This is a genomic window from Streptomyces sp. CB00455 (genome assembly GCF_001905445.1).
Taxonomy (GTDB): domain Bacteria; phylum Actinomycetota; class Actinomycetes; order Streptomycetales; family Streptomycetaceae; genus Streptomyces.
Genome location: NZ_LIVQ01000001.1, coordinates 797,557 through 821,036, shown reverse-complemented (window position 1 = coordinate 821,036; position 23,480 = coordinate 797,557). Strand labels below are relative to the sequence as shown.

The 23,480-nt window shown below is 73.1% G+C and carries 16 protein-coding genes; 7 read left to right on the top strand and 9 right to left on the bottom strand.

Going from position 1 to position 23,480, the window contains the following annotated elements; translation table 11 throughout:
• Positions 1–57: 57 nt before the first annotated feature.
• Both AMK16_RS03785 and AMK16_RS03780 read right to left on the bottom strand, forming a co-directional pair.
• Complete coding sequence (locus AMK16_RS03785; RefSeq protein WP_073908470.1) at positions 58–1,338, bottom strand: cytochrome P450; 1,281 nt, start codon at positions 1,336–1,338, stop codon at positions 58–60.
• 88 nt (positions 1,339–1,426) lie between these two features.
• A complete protein-coding gene (locus AMK16_RS03780) occupies positions 1,427–2,620 on the bottom strand; it encodes an amidohydrolase (protein ID WP_242438557.1) in 1,194 nt (397 codons plus the stop codon).
• 133 nt (positions 2,621–2,753) lie between these two features.
• Here AMK16_RS03780 and AMK16_RS03775 point away from each other — a divergent pair, with 133 nt between their 5' ends.
• Positions 2,754–4,247 carry an aminotransferase class I/II-fold pyridoxal phosphate-dependent enzyme gene (locus tag AMK16_RS03775; protein WP_073910382.1) on the top strand — a complete coding sequence of 498 codons (1,494 nt, stop codon included), beginning with the start codon at positions 2,754–2,756 and terminating at the stop codon, positions 4,245–4,247.
• Positions 4,248–4,386: 139 nt separating this feature from the next.
• Here the strand turns inward: AMK16_RS03775 and AMK16_RS03770 are convergent, their stop codons facing one another.
• Positions 4,387–5,184 (bottom strand): SDR family NAD(P)-dependent oxidoreductase, encoded by a 798-nt coding sequence (locus tag AMK16_RS03770; RefSeq protein WP_073908467.1) that lies wholly within the window; start codon positions 5,182–5,184, stop codon positions 4,387–4,389.
• A 207-nt stretch (positions 5,185–5,391) separates the two neighbouring features.
• Here AMK16_RS03770 and AMK16_RS03765 point away from each other — a divergent pair, with 207 nt between their 5' ends.
• Both AMK16_RS03765 and AMK16_RS03760 read left to right on the top strand, forming a co-directional pair.
• On the top strand, positions 5,392–5,742 hold the full coding sequence (locus AMK16_RS03765; protein WP_073908465.1) for a hypothetical protein: 351 nt from the start codon (positions 5,392–5,394) through the stop codon (positions 5,740–5,742).
• Positions 5,743–5,900: 158 nt separating this feature from the next.
• Entirely contained in the window at positions 5,901–6,425 is a 525-nt protein-coding gene (locus AMK16_RS03760) for a hypothetical protein (RefSeq protein ID WP_073908463.1), read from the top strand.
• Positions 6,426–6,485: 60 nt separating this feature from the next.
• Here the strand turns inward: AMK16_RS03760 and AMK16_RS36120 are convergent, their stop codons facing one another.
• Both AMK16_RS36120 and AMK16_RS38035 read right to left on the bottom strand, forming a co-directional pair.
• On the bottom strand, positions 6,486–7,946 hold the full coding sequence (locus AMK16_RS36120) for a hypothetical protein (protein ID WP_073908460.1): 1,461 nt from the start codon (positions 7,944–7,946) through the stop codon (positions 6,486–6,488).
• 425 nt (positions 7,947–8,371) lie between these two features.
• A complete protein-coding gene (locus tag AMK16_RS38035) occupies positions 8,372–10,825 on the bottom strand; it encodes a protein kinase domain-containing protein (protein ID WP_073908458.1) in 2,454 nt (817 codons plus the stop codon).
• Between the two features lie 493 nt (positions 10,826–11,318).
• Between AMK16_RS38035 and chvE the strand changes: the two genes are divergently transcribed.
• From chvE to AMK16_RS03730, 4 genes are all read left to right on the top strand, one after another.
• Positions 11,319–12,371, top strand: coding sequence for a multiple monosaccharide ABC transporter substrate-binding protein (gene chvE / locus AMK16_RS03745; RefSeq protein WP_199885370.1), 1,053 nt, complete (start codon positions 11,319–11,321; stop codon positions 12,369–12,371).
• A 98-nt stretch (positions 12,372–12,469) separates the two neighbouring features.
• Entirely contained in the window at positions 12,470–14,017 is a 1,548-nt protein-coding gene (gene mmsA, locus AMK16_RS03740) for a multiple monosaccharide ABC transporter ATP-binding protein (protein WP_073908452.1), read from the top strand.
• 3 nt (positions 14,018–14,020) lie between these two features.
• A complete protein-coding gene (gene mmsB, locus AMK16_RS03735) occupies positions 14,021–15,265 on the top strand; it encodes a multiple monosaccharide ABC transporter permease (protein WP_073908450.1) in 1,245 nt (414 codons plus the stop codon).
• A gap of 231 nt (positions 15,266–15,496) precedes the next feature.
• Positions 15,497–17,593, top strand: coding sequence for an ATP-binding SpoIIE family protein phosphatase (locus AMK16_RS03730; RefSeq protein ID WP_073908447.1), 2,097 nt, complete (start codon positions 15,497–15,499; stop codon positions 17,591–17,593).
• A gap of 124 nt (positions 17,594–17,717) precedes the next feature.
• Here the strand turns inward: AMK16_RS03730 and AMK16_RS03725 are convergent, their stop codons facing one another.
• From AMK16_RS03725 to AMK16_RS03710, 4 genes are all read right to left on the bottom strand, one after another.
• Positions 17,718–19,205, bottom strand: a complete 1,488-nt coding sequence (locus tag AMK16_RS03725; protein ID WP_073908444.1) for a family 43 glycosylhydrolase — start codon at positions 19,203–19,205, stop codon at positions 17,718–17,720.
• Between the two features lie 130 nt (positions 19,206–19,335).
• Positions 19,336–20,844 (bottom strand): L-arabinose isomerase, encoded by a 1,509-nt coding sequence (gene araA / locus AMK16_RS03720; protein ID WP_073908442.1) that lies wholly within the window; start codon positions 20,842–20,844, stop codon positions 19,336–19,338.
• A gap of 18 nt (positions 20,845–20,862) precedes the next feature.
• The gene (locus tag AMK16_RS03715) at positions 20,863–21,525 is read right to left on the bottom strand and encodes an L-ribulose-5-phosphate 4-epimerase (RefSeq protein WP_073908439.1); all 663 of its coding nucleotides are present in this window, start codon (positions 21,523–21,525) and stop codon (positions 20,863–20,865) included.
• A 7-nt stretch (positions 21,526–21,532) separates the two neighbouring features.
• The gene (locus AMK16_RS03710) at positions 21,533–23,302 is read right to left on the bottom strand and encodes a ribulokinase (protein WP_079191294.1); all 1,770 of its coding nucleotides are present in this window, start codon (positions 23,300–23,302) and stop codon (positions 21,533–21,535) included.
• Positions 23,303–23,480: the final 178 nt, after the last annotated feature.

Sequence of the window (23,480 nt, the reverse complement as noted above, 5' to 3'; positions counted from 1 at the left end):
CGGTCTTCGGCCGCGGCAGGCGGTCCCGCGGCGGTTTCCGCGTCCGGCGGGGAGCGATCAGGCCAGGTCCAGCTCGAAACCGCTGCGCGGGAGGGTCGGCATGCGGGACAGGGAGATGGTCAGGTCCTGGTCGGGGACGCCGTAGTCGAGTCGCGCCAGCTCCGTCACGATGACCGCGAGCGCCGTCACCGTGACGGCCTCGCCGGGGCAGCGGTGGCCGCGCGCCGGATCGCCGCCGCCCTGGGGGACCAGGTCGTCCAGCCTGCCCTGCGGGTCCTGCGGGCCGGTGAAGCGGTGGGGGTCGAACCGGTACGGGTGCTCCCACAGCGCGGGGTCGTGGTTCTGGCCGTAGAGGTCGAGCAGGACCAGGGTGTCCTTCGCGACGCTTTCGCCGCGCCAGGTCAGGTCCCGGGCCGCGAGGCCGCCCACGAAGGGGGCGAAGGGGTAGAAGCGCCGGACCTCGTGCGCGAACGCCTCGGCGTAGGCCCCCTGGGGGTCGGAGCGCAGCAGGTCGCGGTGGGGGGGCCAGCGGTGCAGCGCGTGCGCGGCGAAGGTGGCGAACCAGGCGACCGCCACCGTCGGCCGGATGATGTTCAGCAGCTCCACGGCGGCGGTGTGCGGGTCCAGGAGGTTCCCGTCCAGGTCGCGGTGGCGGGCCACGGCCTCCAGGGCCGAGCCCGCTCCGTCCGTCTCCGGGAACTCGGAGGCCGCCGGGGCCCGCGGCGTCCCGCGGACGGTGGCGATCAGGCTCGCCAGCGCTTCCTCCTGGCGGCGCCGGGCCCGCCGGGCGCGCAGGTGGCGGGGGCCGGGTGTGGCGAAGCCGTCGACCATGGACGCGCAGTCGCGCGCCATCTCGGCGGCCGCCGCGTCGGACAGCGGCACGTCCGCCCAGTCGCAGACGGCGCGGGCCAGGACCTCGGCGGCCACGTCGAACAGCTTCACACGGCCGGGCGCGCGCCCGGACACCGCTTCGCGCCACCGCCGGCCGACGTGCTCGCCCAGCGCGGCGACACCCGCCTCGTCCTGCAGGAGAGCGAGGAACATCGCTTTGCGTACCCGGTGCGCGTCGCCGTCGAGGGTATGCACGGCGCCCTGGCCGAAGAGGGTGTCCAGGACGGGATCCGGCAGGGCGGCGGTCCGCAGGACGTGCTTCTCGTCGTAGAAGAAGTCCACCGCCTCCGGGCCGCGCAGGGCGATCGTGGGCCGGCCGAGCAGGCGCGTCCTGAACGTGCCGTCGACCGCGTTCCGCATCCGGTTGGGCATCCAGGCGTAGCCGTGGGCCAGGAGAGCGAGCGTGCTGTCGCTCCAGGGAGCCACGGAGTTCTTGAGAAGGGGCATGGGGGGCGCGTACCCGGCGCGACGGGGGGCACACGCCCGATGACCTCACGTCACCCGGTTCCCCGCCGCACTCGTCCGGGTGTCCCTCTCAGAGCCCGGCCGCCTCCTGCTCGCGCAACCGCTCCCAGGCCCGGGCCGAGAGCCCCGCGTCGGTGAGGACATCAGCCGCCGTGCAGGCCAGGGCCTCGGCGGCCGCGAGCATCACCTCGCGGCCGCGCCCCGAGGCCGCGGCCCGTGCGAAGGCGGGGGTGTGGTCCGATGCCCCATCGCCCAGGATGGCCACGAAGGGATGGATGGCGGGGACCCGCACGCTCACGTCGCCGATGTCGGACGAACCGAGGAACACCCCGCCGACGGGCTCGGTGAGCCGGATGCCGGACCGGGCGATGTGCCGGGCGAACCGCTCCGAGAGGACGTCGCTGTCGCGGAAGTGGGCGTAGCCCCGGCCCAGACGGGTCACCTCCACCGTGGTGCCGGTCGCGGCCGCCACACCTTCGGCCCAGCCGCCGACCTCGGCGACCAGGGAGTCGAGCGCGGTGGTCGTGGCCGCCCGCAGTCCGAACAGGCCCTCGGCGTAGGCCGGCACGATGTTGGTCGCGGTGCCCCCTTCGGTCACGATCCCCTGCACGTGCGAGGCCGGCGGCAGGCGCCTGCTCACCACCGCCGCGGTGTTGAACAACTGGACGAGGGCGGCCAGGGCGTCGATCCCGCCGGTCGGATCGCCCGTCGGGTGCGCGGCCCGGCCGTGGAAGCCCACCCGCACCTGGGTCTGGGCCGTCAGCGGCGCCCACGACCAGTCGTGCACGCCCGGATGGAACATCAGCGCCGCGTCCACCCCGTCGAACACCCCGGCGTCGGCCAGCGCGACCTTGCCCCCGCCCCGCTCCTCGGCCGGAGTCCCGACGGCCAGGACGCTGCCCGAGTCCTCGCCGAGGACGGCGTGCAGCGCGAGCGCGGCTCCCAGCCCGGCCGCGGCGATCAGGTTGTGACCGCAGGCGTGCCCGAGGTCCGGCAGCGCGTCGTACTCCATGAGCAGCGCCACGCACCGCCCGGGCCCCTTCTGCGAGCGGGCCAGGAAAGCCGTGTCGAGCCCGGCGACCCCGCGCTCGACTTCGAACCCGGCCCGGCGGAGCTGGCCGGCGAGCAGACGGGCAGCGCCGTGCTCCTCGTAGGCGGGCTCGGGATTCGCGTGCAGGGCGCGGCCGACCTCCCACAGGTCGTCCGCCCGGCGGGCGCACTCCCGGCGCAGTCGCGTGTACAGGTCTTCGGACGGGTCGCCCACGTTTCCTCCTCGGCAGCTCCGTCGGTGCTTGTGTCCATTCGGCGGCCGCTCACGCGTCCGCCCGGGCCGCGCGAGGCCCGCGTGCCGCGCGGACGGGCCGTTTTCCTCCCGGGAGAGGGGGCAAATGCACGGCATGGATCATTCGAAAGCCCCGGTGCTGGAAGCTCTGGCCGCCTACCACCGTCGGGGGGAGACCGCTTTCACACCTCCCGGGCACAAGCTGACGCGCGGGGTGGATCCGCGGGTCAGTGCCGTCCTCGGAGAGGCCGTGTTCCTCTCGGACGTGCTGGCCACGAGCGGACTGGACGACCGCACCGCCTCCCGGGGGATCCTCGAAGAGGCCCAGGCGCTGATGGCCGACGCGGTCGGGGCCGAACACGCCTTCTTCTCCACCTGCGGCAGCTCCCTGTCCGTGAAGTCCGCCATGCTGTCCGTGGCGGGCCCGCACGAGAAGCTCCTCGTCGGCCGCGACGCGCACAAGGCCGTGGTGTCGGGCCTGGTCCTCTCCGGCATCGAGCCGATCTGGGTCGACCCCCAGTGGGACCCGGAACTCCACCTGGCCCACCCGCCGTCGCCCGAGGCGTTCGAGGCGGCCTTCCGCGAACACCCCGATGCCCGCGGAGCGCTCGTCACGACCCCCACCCCCTACGGCACCTGCTCCGATCTGCGGGCCATTGCCGAGGTCTGCCACCGACACGGCAGGCCGCTCATCGTGGACGAGGCGTGGGGCGCGCACCTGCCCTTCCACCCCGACCTGCCCACCTGGGCCATGGACGCGGGAGCGGACGTCTGCGTCACTTCCGTCCACAAGATGGGTTCGGGCATCGAGCAGGCGTCGGTGTTCCACCTCCAGGGCGATCTGGTCCGCCCCGAGGTGCTCTCCAGCCGGGAGGACCTCCTCGGCACCACAAGCCCGTCCGTCCTCATCTACGCGGCGCTGGACGGCTGGCGCCGGCAGATGGTGGAGCAGGGTCGCGAGATCTACGACGACGCCCTCGGCCTCGCCCACTCCGTACGGGCCCGCATCGCTGAGATCCCCGGCCTGCACGTGCACGGCAGGGACGACTTCTGTGCGCCGGGCCGGGCGGACGACATGGACCCGCTCCAGATCATCATCGACATCACCGCCCTCGGCACGACCGGGTACGCGGCGGCCGACTGGCTGCGCAAGGAGCACCACATCGACCTGCACCTGTCCGACCACCGCCGGATCAGCGCGCAGCTGACGCATGCGGACGACGGGGAGACGACCGTAACGCTGCTGGCGGCGCTCAAGGACCTCTCCGTCTCCGGCCCGCAGCACCGGCGGGGCTCTCAGAGCCCGGCGGGGGCCGCCGGCCCGGTCGAGGTGCCGTCGCCCGCGGCTCTGCGGCTCGAACAGGTGCTGCTGCCCCGCGACGCGTTCTTCGCCGAGACGGAGCAGGTCCCCTGGCAGAAGGCGGTCGGCCGCGTCGCCTCCGAGATGATCACTCCGTACCCCCCGGGGATCCCGGTCGTGCTGCCCGGGGAGCGGATGAACGAAGAGGTCCTGCGCTACCTGCGCAGCGGGGTCGACGCCGGCATGGTGGTCCCGGACGCGGTCGATTCCGAGGTCAAGAGCGTGCGGGTGGTGAAGTCGGAGCGGTGAGGCAGAGCGGCCGGCCGGGGCGGCACAGGCCGGGCGCGCCGCCGGCCGGCCCCGGCCCGCAGGTCGCCCGGCACCAGGGGACCGCCCGGCCAACCCGGCCCGGCGGTCCACTGGTGCGGCTCCCCGCGGACCGGCCGGCTCAGCCGTCCGTACCGGAGGCCGGGGCCGCCATGCCGCGGTGGACGTGGGCCTTGACGCTGTCGGGCAGTACGCGGCCGGCCAGGCCCTGCGCCCGGGTCTTCCAGGAGCCGGCGACGACCTTGTCCCTGCCGGCCATCATCGCCTCGAAGCCCTGCGCGGCGACCTGGGCGGGGTCATCCTTCTCCGACCGGCCGACCTTCGTGTCCAGCATGCCGGCACGTTCGAAGAATTCGGTCTCGGTCGGACCCGGCATCAGCGAGGTGACCGTGACACCGGTGTCCTTCAGTTCGTTCTGCAGCGCCTGGGCGAAGGACTGGAGGAACGACTTGCTCGCGTTGTAGACGGCCTGGAAGGAACCGGGCATGGTGGACGCGATCGAGGACGTGATCAGCACCCGCCCCTCCCCGTCCTCCACCATGCCGGGCAGCAGCCCCTTCGCGAGGTGGACGGTGGAAGTGACGTTCAGGTCGATGATCTCCAGCTCATCGGCCAGGTCGGTCTCCAGGAAGGGGCCGCCCCGCCCGACGCCCGCGTTGAGCGCGGCGGCGGCCACGGGCCGCCGGGTGGCGGTGACGGCGCGCAGGAGCTTCTCGACGCCCTCGCGCGTGGTGAGATCGGTCCGGACGGCCTGGGCGCGCCCGCCCTGGGCGGTCAGAGCGGCGGCAGCCACGTCCAGCGCGTCGTCCTCCGCCGCGATGATCAGGTCGAATCCGTGGGCGGCGAACTGTTTGGCCAGTTCGTAGCCGATGCCGCTCGACGCACCGGTGACGACCGCCAGAGGGTTGAGTGTGTCCATACGCAGCGCCTACCCGTCCGGGCCCTGCCAACCGTCCCCGGTCCGACCGTCCCCCGTTCAACCATCCCCGGTCCGACCGGCGGCCCCCTCCCGCCCGTTCCCGCCCCTCGCGCGCGCTGGCCCCCCCCACACCCCCCCCGCCAGGCCGGTTCCGCCGGAGTGACTACGATGAGGTCACATGCGGTCGCGCGGTGTTACGGAGGCGTCATGATCGGTCTGGGTCCGGTTCCGGACGCGCAGCCCGGAACGGGGGCGGGCGGCCTGGGACTCGATGAGATCACCGCCCGGCCGCTGCCGTTCAAGTGCATGGGGCGCAGCTACCGCGCCGCACGGTCGGACGGGGCGGTCGTCATCCAGGACGTCACCGACATCACCCGTCCGTTCCCCCTGGGCCGCGCCGAGCCCTGCTCGGAGAGCCTGTGGAGCGTCCACACCCCGCAGGGCCTGCTGGCCGGCCGCACGGGCGGGACCCTGCACGCCATCGCGGTCCTGCGGGAGGCCGCCTGGCCGTCCCACGACCCCTCCCCGGCCCTGACGGGAGGGCCGGATCCGGTATAGGCGGGGCGTCGTGCGGGTGCGGTGCGCGCGGTGCGGACGGATCGGCACCGCAGCGGCGGAGCGTCACCCGGGTCACCCGTGTCGGCGCGCCGGGAACGGGTAGCGGAAGGGCGCGGGCCCTCGTACGGCGTACTGCGTGACACAGGAGGACATACGACATGGCGGACAGCCACCAGATGCTGCTGATCTCGTTCACCGGTCCGGCGGCGGGCCGTGCGGCGTTCCAGGAGGCGCTGGGCCTGCCGGGGCTCCGGCAGGCGGCGGTCCTGGAACGCTCGCCCGACGGGCTGCTCCACGTGCCGGAGAGCCACGTGCACGGCTCCGGGATCGCGACCGCCGGTGGTGGCCTCGCCGGGGGACTGGTCGGCCTGCTGGGCGGACCCGTCGGCGTGTTCCTGGGCACGGCGGCGGGCGCGGCCCTCGGCAGCGCCGCGGAGAACCAGCAGCTGCGGGAGGACGGCGCCGGTCTGATCATGCTGAGCAGCCGCGTCGACGACGGCGCCTCGCTGCTCGTCCTCGACGTGCACGAGTCCTCGCCGCAGCCGGCGGACGATCTCGCCCGCCGCCACGGCGGCATCCTGGAACGCGTCCCCGCCAAGGACTTCGCGGCTCAGGTCCGGGCGGCCGAACGGGCAGCCGAGCAGGCCGCGGAGAAGGCCCCGGAGAAGCCGCAGTTCTCCTGACCCCGGCCAGGTGTACGGCGCGCCCGCACCCCCCGCATCGCCCGCCCGGCCGGTGGTCGCCTACGACCCGGTGCGGCCCGTCGTGAGGGGCCACTCACGGTGGAGGGCGCCCAGCGGGATGCGGTGTTCGAGGACCGGTGTCCCGAAGAGGGAAAGGGCGAACTGGAGCTGACCGCTCAGGTCGAAGCCGCCGTGCAGCGCCCAGGAGACGGACGGCGCGGGCTTGCCGCCACTGGCCGCCGTCGCCTTGGCCTCGGCCTCGCCGCGCAGGTAGGGGGCGAAGTCGGCCGTGACGCCGACGGCTCCGTACAGGCCGACGGAAGCCTCGGCGCCGAGGGCGGCCTTGACGCTCCCGGCCGCGGTGACGCCCGCCTTCACCGGGGAGCTCTGCACGGCCGAAGTGGCGACCGGGGTCCAGCCCTTGCCCGGGGCGTAGCCCCCGCCGACCCGGAAGTCGCCCCGGACGTCCTGCCGGACGTCCAGGGTCACGCGCCCGTCGGCCTCCACCTGGACGTAGCAGGTCAGGTCGAGGGTGACGACGACGGGGACCGGGCCGACCTGGATGACGGGGGCGCTGTGCAGCTTGGCGAAGGGGATGCGCCGGGGCGCGCCGGTGCTCGCGGCGGCCCGGCCCTTGAGCTCCCACTGGGACGACCAGGCGCCGCTCATGCCGAGGAAGGCGGAGTTGGGGGCCAGAGCGGCGCCCGAGGCGCCGTCGTAGGAGAACTCCACCTCGGGGGCCAGCTGGACGAAGCCCGACACCGAGGCGCCGGCGGAGAGCGGGGCGCCCGCGGCGGTGTCCACCGAGGCGTCCACGTCGAGCCGCAGGCTGCCCAGGGGCAGCGTCGCGCCCTTGGGTCCGAACCGTGCGCCCTGGCCCTTGGCCCAGGAGAGCGTGACGCCCTTCATCAGGGGTTCGACGGTGACCGAGGCCGGGTCGACCGGGACCTTGCCGTCGGCCTTGTCGTCGTTGAGGACGGAGGACAGCGTCGTGGGGGCGGTCTTCACCTCGGTACCGCGACCGGTCTTCCCGACGACCTCGGTGACTTTCGCGAGCAGGCCGTCCGGGGCGCCCGGCGCCGGTGCGCTGGCGATGACGTCGCCCACGGTGACGGGCGCGTCGGGTGTGGCCGGTGTGGCGGGTGCGTCCGGCGCGGGGGAGCGGCCCGGTGAAGCGGTGGCGCCGGAGCCGTTGCCGTTGCCCGAAGCGGGTCCGTTGCCGGGGCCCGGGCCCGATATGACGGCCCGTCCGCTCGCCTTGTCGTAGGAGGCGACCTTCAGCGGGGACTTCTCGGGCCCCTTTCCGGTACGGGTCCGGGCGATGGCCGTGGGGGCGGCCGACCCCTGCGGCGCGGCCGCCACGTCGAGCCGCTGCGACCCGGCGTCCGCCGCCGCCGTGGTGGCACCGGCAGGGGCCGCGGGCCCGGCAGCGCCGGTGTGCGCCGCGGTGGAGCAGCCGGTGGCCGTGAGCGCCAGAGCGGTCAGGCAGGGGACGAGGAGGCGTCTGGCGAGCGTGCGCACGTGCGTGTGACCTTCACAGGGGGAGGGGAGAGGGGCGTTACTCGTAAGTAACAGGAAGGTTGATCATGCCATGGGCGCGCGCCGGCGGTCATCCCGGGATCCGGCCAACTCGCTTGCGCCACAAGGTCGTTGAATATTCATTTTGTGCGGTGGCGGAACCGCCTCCACCGTCGGGCGTCCGGTCCCCCCGGTCCGCCCCGGGACGGCGTCGCCGTTCCATGTACGGGACGCTCCGCCCGGTCGCGGCGCGGACGGCGGACTCGCCCACGGCAGAGCGGAGTTCGGCGCCCGGCCGCAGGCCAGGGACCCCGACCCCGGCGCCGTCCGGTCGGCCCCGGCCGGCGGCCGGGCGGCGCGGTGAAGGACTGGGCCAAGGACTGAAGGAGCGACCGGACCCGCGGGGCCGGTGCGTGTGCCCGCCGGGCTCAGCGCCAGGCGGGATGCCCTTCCGCGGCGCCGCCGGGGGTGAGGGCGCGCTCGCCGGTCTTGTCCGCGCGAACGGCCCAGACCACCGGCTTCTCGTACGGGCCGCGGACGAAGGCCACCCAGGTGCCGTCCGCCGACCACGCCGGGTCCATCTCGTGGGCGTCGGTCACCACCAGATCCCGGTCGTTCGCGCCGTCGGCCCCCACGAGACGGATGTCGCCCTGCGTGCCCGTGCCGTACGTACCCGCGGTGTACGCGAACGTGGTGCCGTCGGGGGACCAGGCCGGGTCGAGCGCGGGGTGGGGCAGCCGGGTCACCTGCTGGGGGGCGCGGTCGGCCGCGGCGGGGTCGACGACGTGGATCTGCCAGTTGCCGGACCCCGTTTCCAGGCACAGGGCGATGCGCTTGCCGTCCGGCGACCACGCCGGATCCTCCACGGGGCGGGCGCCCGTGGTGAGCTGCTGGGCGGAGCCGTCGGCAAGGGACACCACGAACAGTTGCTGCACGCCGTCCTTCTTGCGCAGCACGGCGAGCCGGGTGCCGTCCGGTGACCACGACACCCGCCCTCCGGCGGTGGGGGTGATCCGGCGGGCGCCGGAGCCGTCGGCGTTCGCGGTCCAGACGGCCGCGCCGTCGGACGTGGTGCGGGTGAACGCGAAGGACGCGTGGTCCGGAGACCACTGGGGCAGGGTGTCGCACGCACCGCCCGCGGCGACGAGCTGCCGGGGCGCGTCGGTCGCGGTGTCGCGGAGGGCGATGACGCCGTGACAGGTCGCGGGCCAGCCGGGAGCGGTGTCCTGCCGGATCAGCAGGGGGGCGGTGGAAAAGGGGGCCGGAGTCGGGGCGGAGCGGGTGGGCGCGCCCTTGCCGGCGCCGGGCTCGGCGTCGTCCTCGGTGGCGCCGGTCCAGGGGTGCCAGACGAGCAGGCCGGCGCTCGCGAGGACCGCCAGGAGCGCCGCCCCCGCCACGGCGCGGCGCCTGCGCCGCCCCGGCGGCCGGGGCCGTCCGGGGTCCGGCGCCCCGGGTGCGGCGACCGGTCGCTCCTGCCCGGCGGACGGAGCTGCCGGGGCGCCGCCGGATACGGGCCCGGACCCGGGGGCCGCGCAGACCGCGGGCGCCGCGACCACCGTGGGGGCAGGACCGGCCCCGCCGCCCGGTTCCACTGCGGGTGCCACCGTGGCGGGCTGCTCCGGACCGGCCGCCGGGGCGACGGCGGCCGTTGGGGAGGGCGCGGCCGGGCCGGCGGCTCCGGATCGGGGATCCACGGGCGGGCGCGCCGCATCCGGCTGCGCCGCGCCGGGTGTGGAGGAGGCGGCCCGGGCGGGGGTGGAGTCGGGGGAAGGCCCGGCTCCGGCTTCCGGCCGCGCGGCGCCGGGCGTGGAGGGGGCGGTTGACCCGGGCGTGGCAGCGGGGGAAGAGCCGGGCGTGGCTGAGGGGGACGGCCCGGCTCCGAGCCGACCCGCCTGTGCCGCATCGGGCGTGGAGAAGGCGGCCCGGGTGGGGGTGGCGGCGGGGGACGGCCCGGACCCGGGTCCGGGGGACGGCGCCGTACGGGGCTGCGGGCCGTTCGCTGCGGCGGGAGGCGTCGGGGGTTCCTGGCGGGGGAGGAGCTGCGTGGCGGCGTCCGGCAGCCAGTGGTCACCGGCGGGGTGGCGCACCACCAGCCGGCCGAGGAAGGCCGTCGGAGTGGGCCGCGCCGCCGGGTCCTTGGACAGACAGGCGGCGATGGCTTCGCGGAGCTCGTCGGGGACCGCAGTCAGGTCCGGTTCCTCGTGGACGACCTTGTAGTGCCGCGCCGCGGACGGTCCGTCGCCGAAGGGGGAGCCGCCCGCCGCCTGGGCGAGCACCACCCCCAGGGCGAACATGTCCACCGCCGGGGTGACCGCGCCACTGGTGAGCTGCTCGGGCGCGAGGAAGCCCGGCGTGCCGATCTGCATGCCGGTCTGGGTCAGGGCCGTCCCGTCCAGAGCGCGCGCGATGCCGAAGTCGATCACGCGCGGCCCGTCCTCCGCGACGATGATGTTGGCGGGCTTGAGGTCGCGGTGGATGACCCCGGCCCGGTGGATCGCCTCCAGCGCCTCGGCGAGGCCCGCCGCCAGCACGGTGAGCGTGTCCACGGGCAGCGAGCCGACGCGGGCCATGACCGCCCGCAGCGTGGGGCCGGGCACGAACGCCGTCACCAGCCAGGCCGGTTCCCCGTCCGGATCGGCATCGACGACCGGAGCCGTGTGGAAGCCGCCGACCCTGCGCGCGGCCGACACCTCGTCGGCGAACCGCCGTCTGAACCCGGGCTCCGTGCTCAGCTCGGGGCGCACCACCTTGACGGCCACCGCACGGCCGGACCGGGACCGGCCGAGGTAGACCACGCCCATGCCCCCCTGGCCGAGCCGCCCCACCAGCCGGTAGCGGCCTTCGCCGACCGAGGTGGGATCGCCCGTTTCGAGCGGCTTCATGTTTCCCCCGTTTCCAACCCTGCGCGGTGACAGCCTCTCCCTACCGGCAGCGCGAGGTACCAGTCAAGCGGCGTCCGGACGCCGCCACGGGCCCGCCGCCCCGCGCCGTGCCCGCCGCCTCGGTCCGCCTCCCGCCCCGGGGCCCCGCCCATCGCGCCCCGGCCCGCGCGCGGGCGTATACGGACGGCAGGGTTCCAGGCTCGCGGCCGAGCCCGTCGCACGGCGCCGGACCTCGGCGGCAAGGGGTACACAAAGGTGATCCCAGGGGCCTTGACGGCTTCGTTGTTAGCGTTAACACTCGTGTAACGCCAGGCCGGAGCGACAGTCACGAGGCCGGTCCACAGCACCCCGGCCACCCAAGCGGACCCGGCCGCAGGCAGTTCGCCCGGGGCCGCCCGGCCGGCCCCCGCCCCGTCACGCCGGGTCGCGGCACACCACTGGAGGAAACGTGCGGAGAATATCGACCGGTCTCGCCATCGGGGCCCTCACGCTCATGCTCGCGGCATGCGGCCAGAGTGCGAACGGTGTCGGCGACGGCGCGTCCGCCGGTGACGCCAAGGGGGGGCTGATCGGGATCGCCATGCCGACCAAGTCCTCCGAGCGCTGGATCGCCGACGGCGACAACATGGTCAAGCAGTTCCAGGCCAAGGGCTACAAGACCGATCTCCAGTTCGGCGACAACGTCGTGGAGAACCAGGTCGCCCAGGTCGAGAACATGATCACCAAAGGTGCGAAGCTGCTGGTCATCGCCCCGATCGACGGTTCCTCGCTCAGCGATGTGCTCCAGAAGGCCGCCGACGCGAAGATCCAGGTCATCTCCTACGACCGCTTGATCCGCGGCACCGGGAACGTCGACTACTACGCCACCTTCGACAACTACAAGGTCGGCGTCCTGCAGGCCACCTACATCGCCGACCGGCTCGGTCTGAAGGACGGCAAGGGCCCCTACAACATCGAGCTGTTCGCGGGATCGCCGGACGACAACAACGCCGCGTTCTTCTACCAGGGCGCGATGAGCGTCCTGAAGCCCCACATCGACGCCGGCAAGCTCGTGATCAAGAGCGGCCAGAGCGACTTCAACCAGGTCGCGACCCTGCGCTGGGACGGCGGCGTCGCCCAGTCCCGGATGGACAACCTGCTCAGCAAGGCCTACACGTCGGCCAAGGTCGACGCGGTGCTCTCCCCCTACGACGGCATGTCGATCGGCATCGTGTCCTCCCTGAAGGGGGTCGGTTACGGCGCCGCGGGCAAGGCACTGCCCATCGTGACCGGCCAGGACGCCGAACTGGCGTCGGTGAAGTCCATCATCGCGGGCGAACAGACCCAGACGGTGTACAAGGACACCCGTGAACTGGCCAAGGTGACCGTGCAGATGGGCGACGCGATGCTCACCGGCGGCAAGCCCGAGGTCAACGACACCAAGCAGTACGACAACGGGGTCAAGGTCGTGCCTGCCTACCTGCTGCAGCCCGTCAGCGTGGACAAGGAGAACTACCAGAAGCTGCTCGTCGACTCCGGCCAGTACACCGCCGACCAGCTGAAGTAGCCGCCACCGGGCCCCCAGATCCGGGCCGAAGAACCGGTGGCGCGGCCGGCCCCCCAGCACGGCCGGCCGCACCACCCCAGCCGAACGGACCCACCACCATGGCCGGACCCGTCCTCGAGATGCGTTCGATCAGCAAATCCTTCCCCGGCGTCAAGGCGCTCTCGGACGTCAACCTGACCGTCGCCGCAGGCGAGGTCCACGCCATCTGCGGCGAGAACGGCGCGGGCAAGTCCACCCTGATGAAGGTGCTGAGCGGGGTCCACCCGCACGGTTCCTACGAGGGCGAGATCCGCTTCCAGGGCGAACCGTGCGCCTTCGGGGACATCCGCGCCAGCGAGCGCCGCGGGATCGTGATCATCCACCAGGAACTGGCCCTGATCCCCTACCTGTCCATCGCCGAGAACATCTTCCTCGGCAACGAGCACGCCTCGCGGGGCTTCATCAGCTGGCACCGGACGCTCACCCACGCCAAGTCCCTGCTGGAGCGCGTCGGCCTCCCCGACAACCCGCAGACCCGCGTCGCGGACATCGGTGTGGGCAAACAGCAGCTGGTCGAGATCGCCAAGGCCCTGGCCAAGGAGGTCAAGCTGCTCATCTTGGACGAGCCGACGGCCGCGCTCAACGACGAGGACAGCCGCAAGCTCCTCGACCTCATCCTCGAACTCAAGGCCCAGGGCATCGCCTGCATCGTCATCTCCCACAAGCTGAACGAGATCGCGCGCGTCGCCGACACCGTCACCATCCTGCGCGACGGCCGCACCATCGAGACCCTCGCCGTGGATGCGGGGAACGTCTCCGAGGACCGCATCATCCGCGGCATGGTCGGCCGCGACCTCGAACACCGCTACCCCGAGCGCAGCCCGCAGATCGGGGACGTCGCGCTGGAGATCCGGGACTGGACCGTCCTGCACCCGATCGACGTGCACCGCAAGGTGGTCGACGCCGCGTCCCTCACCGTCAGGCGCGGCGAGATCGTCGGCATGGCGGGCCTGATGGGCGCCGGCCGCACCGAGCTCGCCATGAGCGTCTTCGGCCGCTCCTACGGACGCCGCACCGGCGGGCAGGTCCTGCTCGACGGCAAGGAGATCCGTACGCGCACGGTCCCCGAGGCGATCGGACACGGCCTGGCCTACGTCACCGAGGACCGCAAGCACCTCGGGCTCGACCTCAAGCAGGACATCCGCCGCAACATCTCGCTGAGCGCCCTCGGCAAGGTCTCCCGGCGCGGCTGGGTCAACGAGCACGAGGAGACGCGCGTCGCGGAGAAGTACCGCAGGACCATGAACATCAAGACGCCCTCGGTGTTCGCGCAGACCGGCAAGCTCAGCGGCGGCAACCAGCAGAAGGTCGTCCTCAGCAAGTGGATCTTCTCCGAGCCCGAGGTGCTCATCCTCGACGAGCCCACCCGCGGCATCGACATCGGGGCGAAGGCCGAGATCTACGCCGTGATCGCCGATCTCGCGGCCCAGGGCAAGGCCGTCCTCGTCATCTCCTCCGAACTGCCCGAGCTCCTCGGCCTGTGCGACCGCATCTACACCATGGCCGAGGGGCGCATCACCGGTGAGGTGCCCGGTGCGGAGGCCACGCAGGAATCCCTCATGCGCCTCATGACCGTGAGCGCAGCCACCCACAACGAGCAGGTGTGACGCATGACCCAGACCCAGAGCACGGCCGTCGGGGCCGACTCCTCGACCGGGGACAAGGGCCCCCGTGAGGCCGACGGCCCGCGCACCCTCCTCGTGCACCTCCTGCGCGGCAACGTCCGGCAGTACGGCATGCTGGTGGCCCTCGCGCTGATCGTCGTGCTGTTCCAGATCTGGACCGACGGGACGCTGCTCAAGCCGCTCAACGTCACCAACCTGATCCAGCAGAACGGCTACATCCTCATCCTCGCCATCGGGATGATGATCGTCATCATCGCCGGCCACATCGACCTGTCCGTCGGCTCCCTGGCCGCCTTCGTCGGCGCCGCGGCGGCCGTGATGATGGTCCACCACGACATGCCCTGGCCGGTCGCCGTGGCCCTCTCGCTCCTGATCGGCGCGGTGGCCGGAGCCTGGCAGGGATTCTGGATCGCCTACGTGGGCATCCCGTCGTTCATCGTCACCCTCGCGGGCATGCTGCTGTTCCGCGGCGGGACGCAGATCCTGCTCCAGGGCCAGTCGGTGGCCCCCTTCCCCACCGGCTTCCGCCAGATCAGCAGCGGCTTCCTCCCGGAGGCCGGCCCGCACACCAACTACCACAACCTCACCCTCCTGCTCGGTTTCGGCGTCCTGGCGCTGGCCCTCGTGCAGGAGGTCCGGGGCCGCCGCCAGGCCGCCTCCTACGGGCTCCCCCTGCTGCCGGCAGGGCTGTTCCTCGTCAAGCTGGCGGCCGTCGCCGCCGCCGTCACCGTCTTCACCCTGCTGCTGGCGAGCTACCACGGCTTCCCGATCGTGCTGCTCCTCCTCGGCGTGCTGCTGGTCGCCTTCGGCTACGTCATGCGCAACTCCGTCCTGGGCCGCCACACCTACGCCATCGGCGGCAACGAGCCCGCCGCCCGGCTGTCCGGCGTCAAGAGCAAGCGCATCGTCTTCCTCGCCTTCGTCAACATGGGCGTCCTGGCCGCGCTGGCCGGCCTGGTCTTCGCGGCGCGCCTCAACGCGGGCACGCCGCAGGCCGGCATCAACTTCGAACTGGAGGCGATCGCGGCGGCGTTCATCGGTGGCGCTTCGGCTTCCGGCGGTGTGGGCACCGTACTGGGCGCGATCATCGGCGGACTGGTCCTTGGCGTGCTGAACAACGGCATGTCGCTGGTCGGCATAGGCACCGACTACCAACAGGTGATCAAGGGACTGGTGTTGCTGGCCGCCGTCGGATTCGACGTGTGGAACAAGCGCAAGGCCGGCTCCTGACGGCCGCAGCGGGAGACGACACGGCCCGGCCCGGCCCCGCCCGGGGCCGGGCCGCCGTGCGCAGCGGCCCCGGACGGGGAGGCGTACGGGGGCACAGGGACACCCGGACGTCCACGGACACCGCCCGGCGGCCCCCGCCGGCGGGGCCCCCGGCGACCGTCGCGCGGGCACCGCGGCGGAGGTGTTCAATGAGATGAGGGGCCGCTGCCGAGCTGCCGGAGAGAGGGACGAGTGAGCGACAACGGCCGCAGGGATCCCATCGCCTCAGCGATCTTCCCGACGGCGGTTCTGGTGCTCGACGCCGCGGGTACGGTCCTGACCAGTACCCGATCCGCGTCCTCGATCCTGGGCTCGCCCGACCCCCTCGCCGGCCGGAACGCGGAGGAGTTCTTCGCCGACCCGGCCCTCTGGGCGCGCCTCGTCGCCGGAGCCGTGGGCGGCTCCCGCCGCACGGCCCACGGCCGGCTGCTGCGGCCGGACGGCGGGCAGGCCGCCGCATACGTCGACGTCGTCGCCCTCATGGCGGGATCCCCGGCACGGTTCCTGCTGCGCCTGAGCCCGGCCGATCCGCACGTACCGGCCACCGAAGCCGCCGACGTCCGCCGCGAACCCGCCCCACCGGCCGCCGGAGCGCGGGCCGCGGAACGTCTCGCGCTGGTCAACGCGGCCGCCGCGGAGATCGGCAGGTCCCTCGACATGGTGGTCAATGCGGAGCAGCTCACCGCCGTCCTCGTCCCGGCCTTCGCCGATCTGGCCGCCGTGGACCTGACGGAACCGGTCCTGCTCGGCGAGGAGCCCGGTGACCTCGTCGCCGGCGCTCCGCTGCGCCGCGTGGCCGTCATGGCCGCCGACGGCCGGTGGCCCGCCGAGATATACGCCCTGGGCGACGCCGTCCGGATCGAGAGCGTGGAGAGCCAGCACCTGCGCGCCGGGTCCGCGGTCTACCTGCCCGACCTGACCGAGCTCCGCGCGGTACTGGACGGGGAGGACGACCGCTCACGGCTGATCCTGCCCCCCGGGGCGGTCTCCCTCATGGTGGTGCCGCTGCAGGCGCGCGGCCTGGTCCTGGGCGCCGTCGTCCTGTGGCGCCGGGCGGGGCGCCGCCCGTTCGACCAGGCCGACGCCACGCTCGCCGAGGAGGTCGGCTCGCGGGCCTCGCTCAGCATCGACAACGCCCGCCGCTACACCCGCGAGCGCCGTACCGCGGAAGCCCTGCAGCGCAGCCTGCTGCCCCGGCCGGTCATGGACGTCACCGCCGCGGAGACCGCCGGCGAGTACGTGCCCGCCGCGACGGCGGCGGGCATCGGCGGCAGTTGGTTCGACGTCATCCCGCTGTCCGCGACGCGGGTGGCGTTCGTCATGGGCACCGTCGCCGGGCACGGCCTCAACGCCACGGCGGCCATGGGCAGGCTGCGGTCGGCCGTGCAGACGCTGGCCGATCTCGACCTCAGCCCGGACGAGCTGCTGGCCCACCTCGACGGCCTGGTCCTGCGCTTCGCCGAGGACGAGGGACAGCGCGAACCCGATCGCGACGCCCCGAGCGCCCTGACCGGCGCCACCTGCCTCTACGCCGTCTACGACCCCGTCTCCGGCACGTGCCTGATGACCGGCGCGGCCCACGCGCCACCGGTGCTCGCCGCCACGGGACAGCCCGAGGCCCACACGGTGACCTACCAGCCCGGCCCCGTCCTCGGCACGGGCGGACAGCCCTTCGAACAGGTGGAGCTCCACCTGCACCCCGGTGACGTGCTGGCCTTCTACGGCGGCGCCCTCGCCCAGGGCACGGACCAGGCGGAACGGCAGCTGCGGATGATCCGCGACGGGGCCCGCGAGGGCGCCGACAGCGGCCGCCCCGCCGCCGACATCGGACACCGCATCCTGGGCGAACTGCTGCACGAGCCGCCGGAGGACGACCTGGCGCTCCTCGTGGTGCGGGTCCGGCAGGTGCAGCCCGGCGCCACAGCGGCATGGGAGCTGCCCGCCGACCCGTCCGTCGTCGGGCGCGCCCGTGAACTCGTCACCGGCCAGCTGACCGCCTGGGGGCTGGAGGAGCTGGTCTTCACGACCGAGCTGATCGTCAGTGAGCTGGTCACGAACTCCATCCGCTACGCCGGCGGCCCCGTCGGCGTGCGGCTGATCAAGGACCGGGTCCTGATCTGCGAGGTCTGCGACCCCAGCCAGACCCAGCCGCACCTGCGCCGGGCCCAGCTCACCGACGAGGGCGGACGCGGGCTCTTCCTCATCGCGCAGCTCACCCACCGCTGGGGCAGCCGGTACACCCCGAGCGGCAAGACCATCTGGACCGAACAGCTCCTGACGGGCGGTTGACGTTCCGCGACCACCGCCCGGGCGGCGCCGGGCGGTGGTCGCGCCGCGGCCGTTCCCGGAGGAAGGCGGCGTCGGCGGTGGCTTCACCTCTTCCGTACGGAGTGTTCCGTACGGAGTGACGTGGTCAGCCGGTCCGCAGCTGCCACTCCTGGCAGGGGTTGGCGAGCCAGGTCCACTGGCGGACTTCCGTGCCGTCGCGGGTGCCGCAGCCGGCGACGTCGGCGACCTTCCCGCTGTGCGCGTTCTCCAGCCGCACCGTGCCGCCCGCGCCGGCGATGAGCCGGAACCGCTGGCAGGCGTTGTTCAGCCAGGTCCACTGGCGCAGGTGCGCTCCGTCGGCGGCGGAGCAGTCCGCCAGGTCGAGCACCTTGCCCCCGGCCACGTTGACCAGCCGGCTGGTGTCGTCACCCTGGTCCTCGAAGCGCCACTTCTGAGCGGTGCTGCCGTTGCACGACCACAGCCTCACCTCCGCCCCGTCGGCGGAGGAACCGTCCGCGAGGTCCAGGCATGTGCCGCTGTTGCGGTTCACCAGCGTGTACGAGTCGGGGGTGGCCGCCGTCTCGCCCGCCGGGGCGGGCAGTGGCGTGCCGACGGGCACCGGAGTACCGAAGTCCGGGGTGCCGTCCGGGCGCCAGGTGAATTTCTGGGCCCGCGTGGTGCGCCGGTTGTCGCAGCCGCCGGCCTTGGTGTCGTTGGCGTGATAGACGAGCCAGCTCTCCCTGCCGTCGGGGGAGGTGAAGAACCCGTTGTGCCCCGGTCCGTACACCCCTGCCGCGTCGCTGCGCTGGAACACCGGGGCGGGTGCCTTGGTCCATGACGCGGCGCTGAGGGGGTCGGCGCCGGTGAGCTCCAGCCGGCCGAGCTTGTAGTCCGGCGTGTTGCAGCTGGAGGCGGAGAAGGTGAGGAAGGTCCGGCCTTCGTGGTACAGCGGCTCGGGGCCTTCGTTGACCGATCCGCCCTGGGTCTCCCAGCCCGACGTGGGACTGGAAATGATCCTGAAGGGGCCGCTGAGCGTGTAGGGGTTGCTCAGGGGGGCGATCACCAGGCTCTGGCGGCTGCCGCCCATGAAGCCGCTGCCCAGCAGGTACAGCTTTCCGCCGACCCGCAGCAGGCTCGCGTCGATGAGCCACCCGCCGGGCACCAGGTCGGATCCGGTCAGGATGTTCTTGTAGGTGTACGGGCCCATCGGATCGCTGCCGGCGCTCTGCAGCACGTGGGTGCGCTGCGAGTCGCAGCAGGCGGCCCCGGCCTGCCCGGCGGAGTAGTAGAGGTACCAGCGCCCGTCGACGAAGTGCATTTCCGGCGCCCAGATGTTGGTGCTGCGCGAGGGGGTGTCGTCGGACCACACCCGTACGCTAGGGGCGGTGGAAAGCCCCTCCAGCGTCGGCGACTTGCGCATCGTGATCTCGAGGGTGAAGGTCGAGGCGACCAGGTAGTAGTTGCCCGCGTGGTACTGCATCCAGGGGTCGGCGCCCTTCTGGGCCTTCACCGGGTTGGTGTACGTACGGCCTGCCGCGGCCTCGGCGGGGCCGCCGGTGACCGCCGTGGCCGGGAGCAGCGCCAGCAGGACGACCGCCAGGGCGCCCCAGAGCGGCGGGCGGGGACGCCGCACCGGGGTACGCCGTACTGCGATGCGGCGTACCGCGGTACGGCGTAACCCTGCGCGGCGTAACCCGGTACGGCGCGAGCGGAAGTGGATCACTTGTGTCCCTTCTGAACGGCGGGCGTGGTGGTGGCAGGCGTCAGAACCCCTGCGCCAGGCGGTGGTAGGCCTGGTTCCAGCGGATCTCCTGCGTGAAGCGGCGGATGCCGGTGTCCCCGTCGATGACCAGCAGCTCGGTGCCGAGGATGTCGGCGAGGTCGCCGAGCTCCTCGGTGCCGACGGCACTGGACAGGACGGTGTGGTGCGGGGCTCCGGCGATCAGCCAGGCCTCGGTGGAGGTCCGCAGGTCCGGCCGGGGGCGCCACACGGCGCGGGCCACCGGCAGGTTCGGCAGCGGCTCCACCGGCTCCACCACGTCGATCTCGTTGGCGACCAGGCGGAAGCGGTCGCCCATGTCGGCCAGCCCGACCACCACGGCGGGGCCGGTGTGCGCGTCGAAGACCAGACGGACGGGGTCCTCGCGGCCGCCGATCCCCAGCGGGTGGATCTCGCAGGTAGGCGTCCGCGCCGCGATCGACGGGCACACCTCCAGCATGTGTGCGCCGAGGATCAACTCCCTCCCCGGCTCCAGGTGGTAGGTGTAGTCCTCCATGAAGGACACGCCGCCCGGCAGCCCTTCGGACATCACCTTGAGCGTGCGCAGCAGCACCGAGGTCTTCCAGTCGCCCTCGCCGCCGAAGCCGTACCCGTCGGCCATCAGCCGCTGCACGGCCAGGCCGGGCAGTTGCCGCAGCCCTCCCAAATCCTCGAAGTTGGTGGTGAAGGCACGGAATCCGCCCGTGGTGAGGAAGGCGCGCATGCCGAGCTCGATGCGCGCGGCGTAGCGCAGCGATTCGTGACGGTCCCCGCCGCCGCGCAGCGCGGGAGCCACCCGGTAGGTGTCCTCGTACTCCTTGACCAGTTCGGTGACGTCGGCCTCGGCGGTGGCGTCGACGGCCTCGACGAGGTCGTTGACGCCGTAGGTGTTGACGGAGACCCCGAAGCGCAGCTGCGCCTCCACCTTGTCGCCTTCGGTGACGGCGACGTCGCGCATGTTGTCACCGAAGCGGGCCAGCCTGAGGCCGCGCAGCTCCGCCCGGCCGGCGGCGGCCCGGGCCCAGGAGGCGATGCGGGCGGCCACGGAGGGATCGCTGACGTGCCCGGCGACGGTCTTGCGGGTGACGCCGATGCGGGACTGGATGTAGCCGAACTCCCGGTCCCCGTGTGCTGCCTGGTTGAGGTTCATGAAGTCCATGTCGATGGACGACCAGGGCAGGGCGAGGTTGGCCTGGGTGTGCAGGTGGAGCAGGGGTTCGCGCAGGGCGTCCAGGCCGGCGATCCACATCTTGGCGGGGGAGAAGGTGTGCATCCAGGCGATGAGCCCGATGCAGGTGTCGTCGGAGTTCGCCTCCAGGCAGATGCGGCGAATCGCCTCGGCGTCGGTGAGGACGGGCTTCCACACGATCCGGACGGGGACGTCCGGATCGTTCTGAAGGGCCTCGGCGATCTGCTGGGACTGCCGGGCCACCTGGTTCAGGGTCTCGTCCCCGTAGAGGGACTGGCTGCCGGTCAGGAACCATATCTCGCGTTCCTGGAGTGACGTCGTCACGGAAGGGCTCCTCACCGGTCAGCGCTGCTGGCCGTACACGTTCTGGTAACGGTGGTTGAGTGCGTCGATGTCGCTCTGCGCGAGGGGCAGTGGCTCCCCGAGCTGGCGGGAGATGTGGACCGTGCGGGCGACGTCCTCGCACATCACGGCGGCCTTGACCGCCGCCTCGGCGTCCTTGCCGATGGTGAAGACACCGTGGCTCTGCATCAGGACGGCGGGAGAGCGGTGTCCCCGCAGGGTGGCGACGATGCCCCGGCCGATGGAGTCGTCCCCGATCAGCGCGAAGGGACCGACCGGGATCTCGGCGCCGAACTCGTCGGCCATGGCCGTCAGGACGCAGGGCACGGCCTCGCCCCGGGCCGCCCAGGCGCAGGCGTAGGTGGAGTGCGTGTGCACGACGCCGCCGACCTCGGGCATCTGCCGGTAGACATAGGCGTGGGCGGCGGTGTCGGAGGAGGGGGCGTGGCCGCCTTCGACCACCTTTCCGTCCAGATCGCAGACGATCATGTTGTCGGGGGTCAGCTCGTCGTAGGGGACGCCGCTGGGCTTGATCACCATCAGGTCCTCGCCCGGCACGCGGGCCGAGACGTTCCCGGCCGTCCACACGACGAGGCCGTAGCGGACCAGTTCCCGGTGCAGGTCGCTGACCTCGCGGCGCAGCTGCTCGATCGGTGACGTCATGAGGGGGTCAGGGCCTCTCGGTCGGGGTGGTCGCGCCGGTGTCGTGCGCGTCGGGGTCGTGCGGGCCGGTGTCGTGCGCGTCGGTGTCGTGCGGGGCCGCGCTGCGCAGGGCGGCGTTGCGCAGGGCGCGCAATCGGTGCAGCTGCTTGTCCGCGCCGGTGCCGAAGTGCTCGTGCAGGGCGCGGTACTCGGCGTACAGGGCGTCGTAGGCGTCGGCCCGGCCCGGGTCGGGCAGGTAGGCGGCCCGCTGGAGGCTGCCCATGGCGGCGGACGCGCTGCGGACGTCCGGGTGGGCGCCGGCGGCGACGGCCGCGTGGATGGCGGAGCCGAGGGCCGGGCCCTGCGCGGAGGTGGCCAGGGAGACGGGACGGCGCAGGACGTCGGCGTAGATCTGCATCAGCAGGGCGTTCTTCTTCAGGCCGCCGGTGACGATGAACTCGTGCACCGGTACGCCGCCCTGTTCGAGGGCGTCGACGATGGTGCGGGTGCCGAAGGCGGTGGCCTCCAGCAGGGCCCGGTAGATCTCCTCGGGCCGCGTCGCCAGCGTGAGGCCGACGATGACGCCGGAGAGGTGGTGGTCGACCAGGGTGGAGCGGTTGCCGTTCATCCAGTCCAGGGCGACCAGACCGTGGCCGCCCACCGGCTGACCGGCGGCCTTGCGGGTCAGCAACTGGTGCAGGTCCTCGCCGGCCGCTTCGGCCTCGGCCTGGTAGCCGGCCGGGACGCCCTGGGCGAGCCACCAGGCGAAGATGTCGCCGACGGCGCTCTGTCCGGCCTCGTACCCGTAGGCACCCTCGACGATCCCGCCGTCCACGACGCCGCAGATGCCGGGGACGTCGGCTAGCACCGCGCCGTTGACGACGTGGCAGGTGGAGGTGCCCATGACCGCGAGCAGCCGGCCGTTCTCGACGGCCTTCGCCGCGGCGGCGGCCACGTGGGCGTCGACGTTGCCCGCCGCGACGGCGATGCCCTCGGGCAGGCCCGTCCAGCCGGCGGCCTCCGCGGTCAGGGAACCGGCCCGGGAGCCCAGCGGTACGAGCGGGTGCTCCAGGCGGGTGCGGGCGAAGTCGGCGAAGTCCGGGTGCAGCGCGGCGAGGTAGTCCTCGCTCGGGTAGCGGCCGTCCTGGTGGATGCCTTTGTAACCGGCGGTGCAGGTGTTGCGGCTCTCGGCTCCGGTGAGCTGCCAGACGATCCAGTCGGCCGCCTCGATCCAGCGCTCGGTGGCCGCGTAGGTCTCCGGGTCCTCCTCCAGTACCTGGAGCGCCTTCGCGAACTGCCATTCGGCGGAGATCTTGCCGCCGTAGCGGGTGATCCACTTCTCGGCGCGCAGGTGGGCGAGGCGGTTGATCCGGTCGGCCTGGCCCTGGGCGGCGTGGTGCTTCCAGAGCTTGGGCCAGGCGTGGGGTCGGTGGCCCAGGCCGGTCTCGGAGAGCGGCGTGCCGTCGCGCCGTACCGGCAGGACGGTGCAGGCGGTGAAGTCGGTGGCGATGCCGATGACCCGGGCGGGGTCCACGCCGGCGGCCCTGACGGCCTCGGGAACGGCCGTGCGCAGTACCTCGCGCCAGTCGTCCGGGTGCTGGAGCGCCCAGTCGGGCGGCAGGGCGGCGCCGGTGGTGGGCAGTTCGCGGTCGATGACGCCGTGGCGGTACGCGTGGACGGCGGAGCCGAGCTCCGCGCCGTCGTCGACGCGGACGACCACGGCCCGGCCGGACAGCGTGCCGAAGTCGACGCCGACGACGTAGGCCGCGGGGTTGCGGGTGGGTGGAGTCGGGGTCATGTTCACCGCCTTGGTTCGGAGCCGGCACCGGGAGTGGAGCCGGGGCGCGGGCGCGGGGTTGCCGTCGGGGCCCCCGCCGGCAGGCACACCGGGAGGCGTGACCCTGGACAGATTGTTAGCGTTAACAATTGGCTGCGCAAGAGCGCTCGGGCGCAGCGTTACCCAATCTTGACCGTCA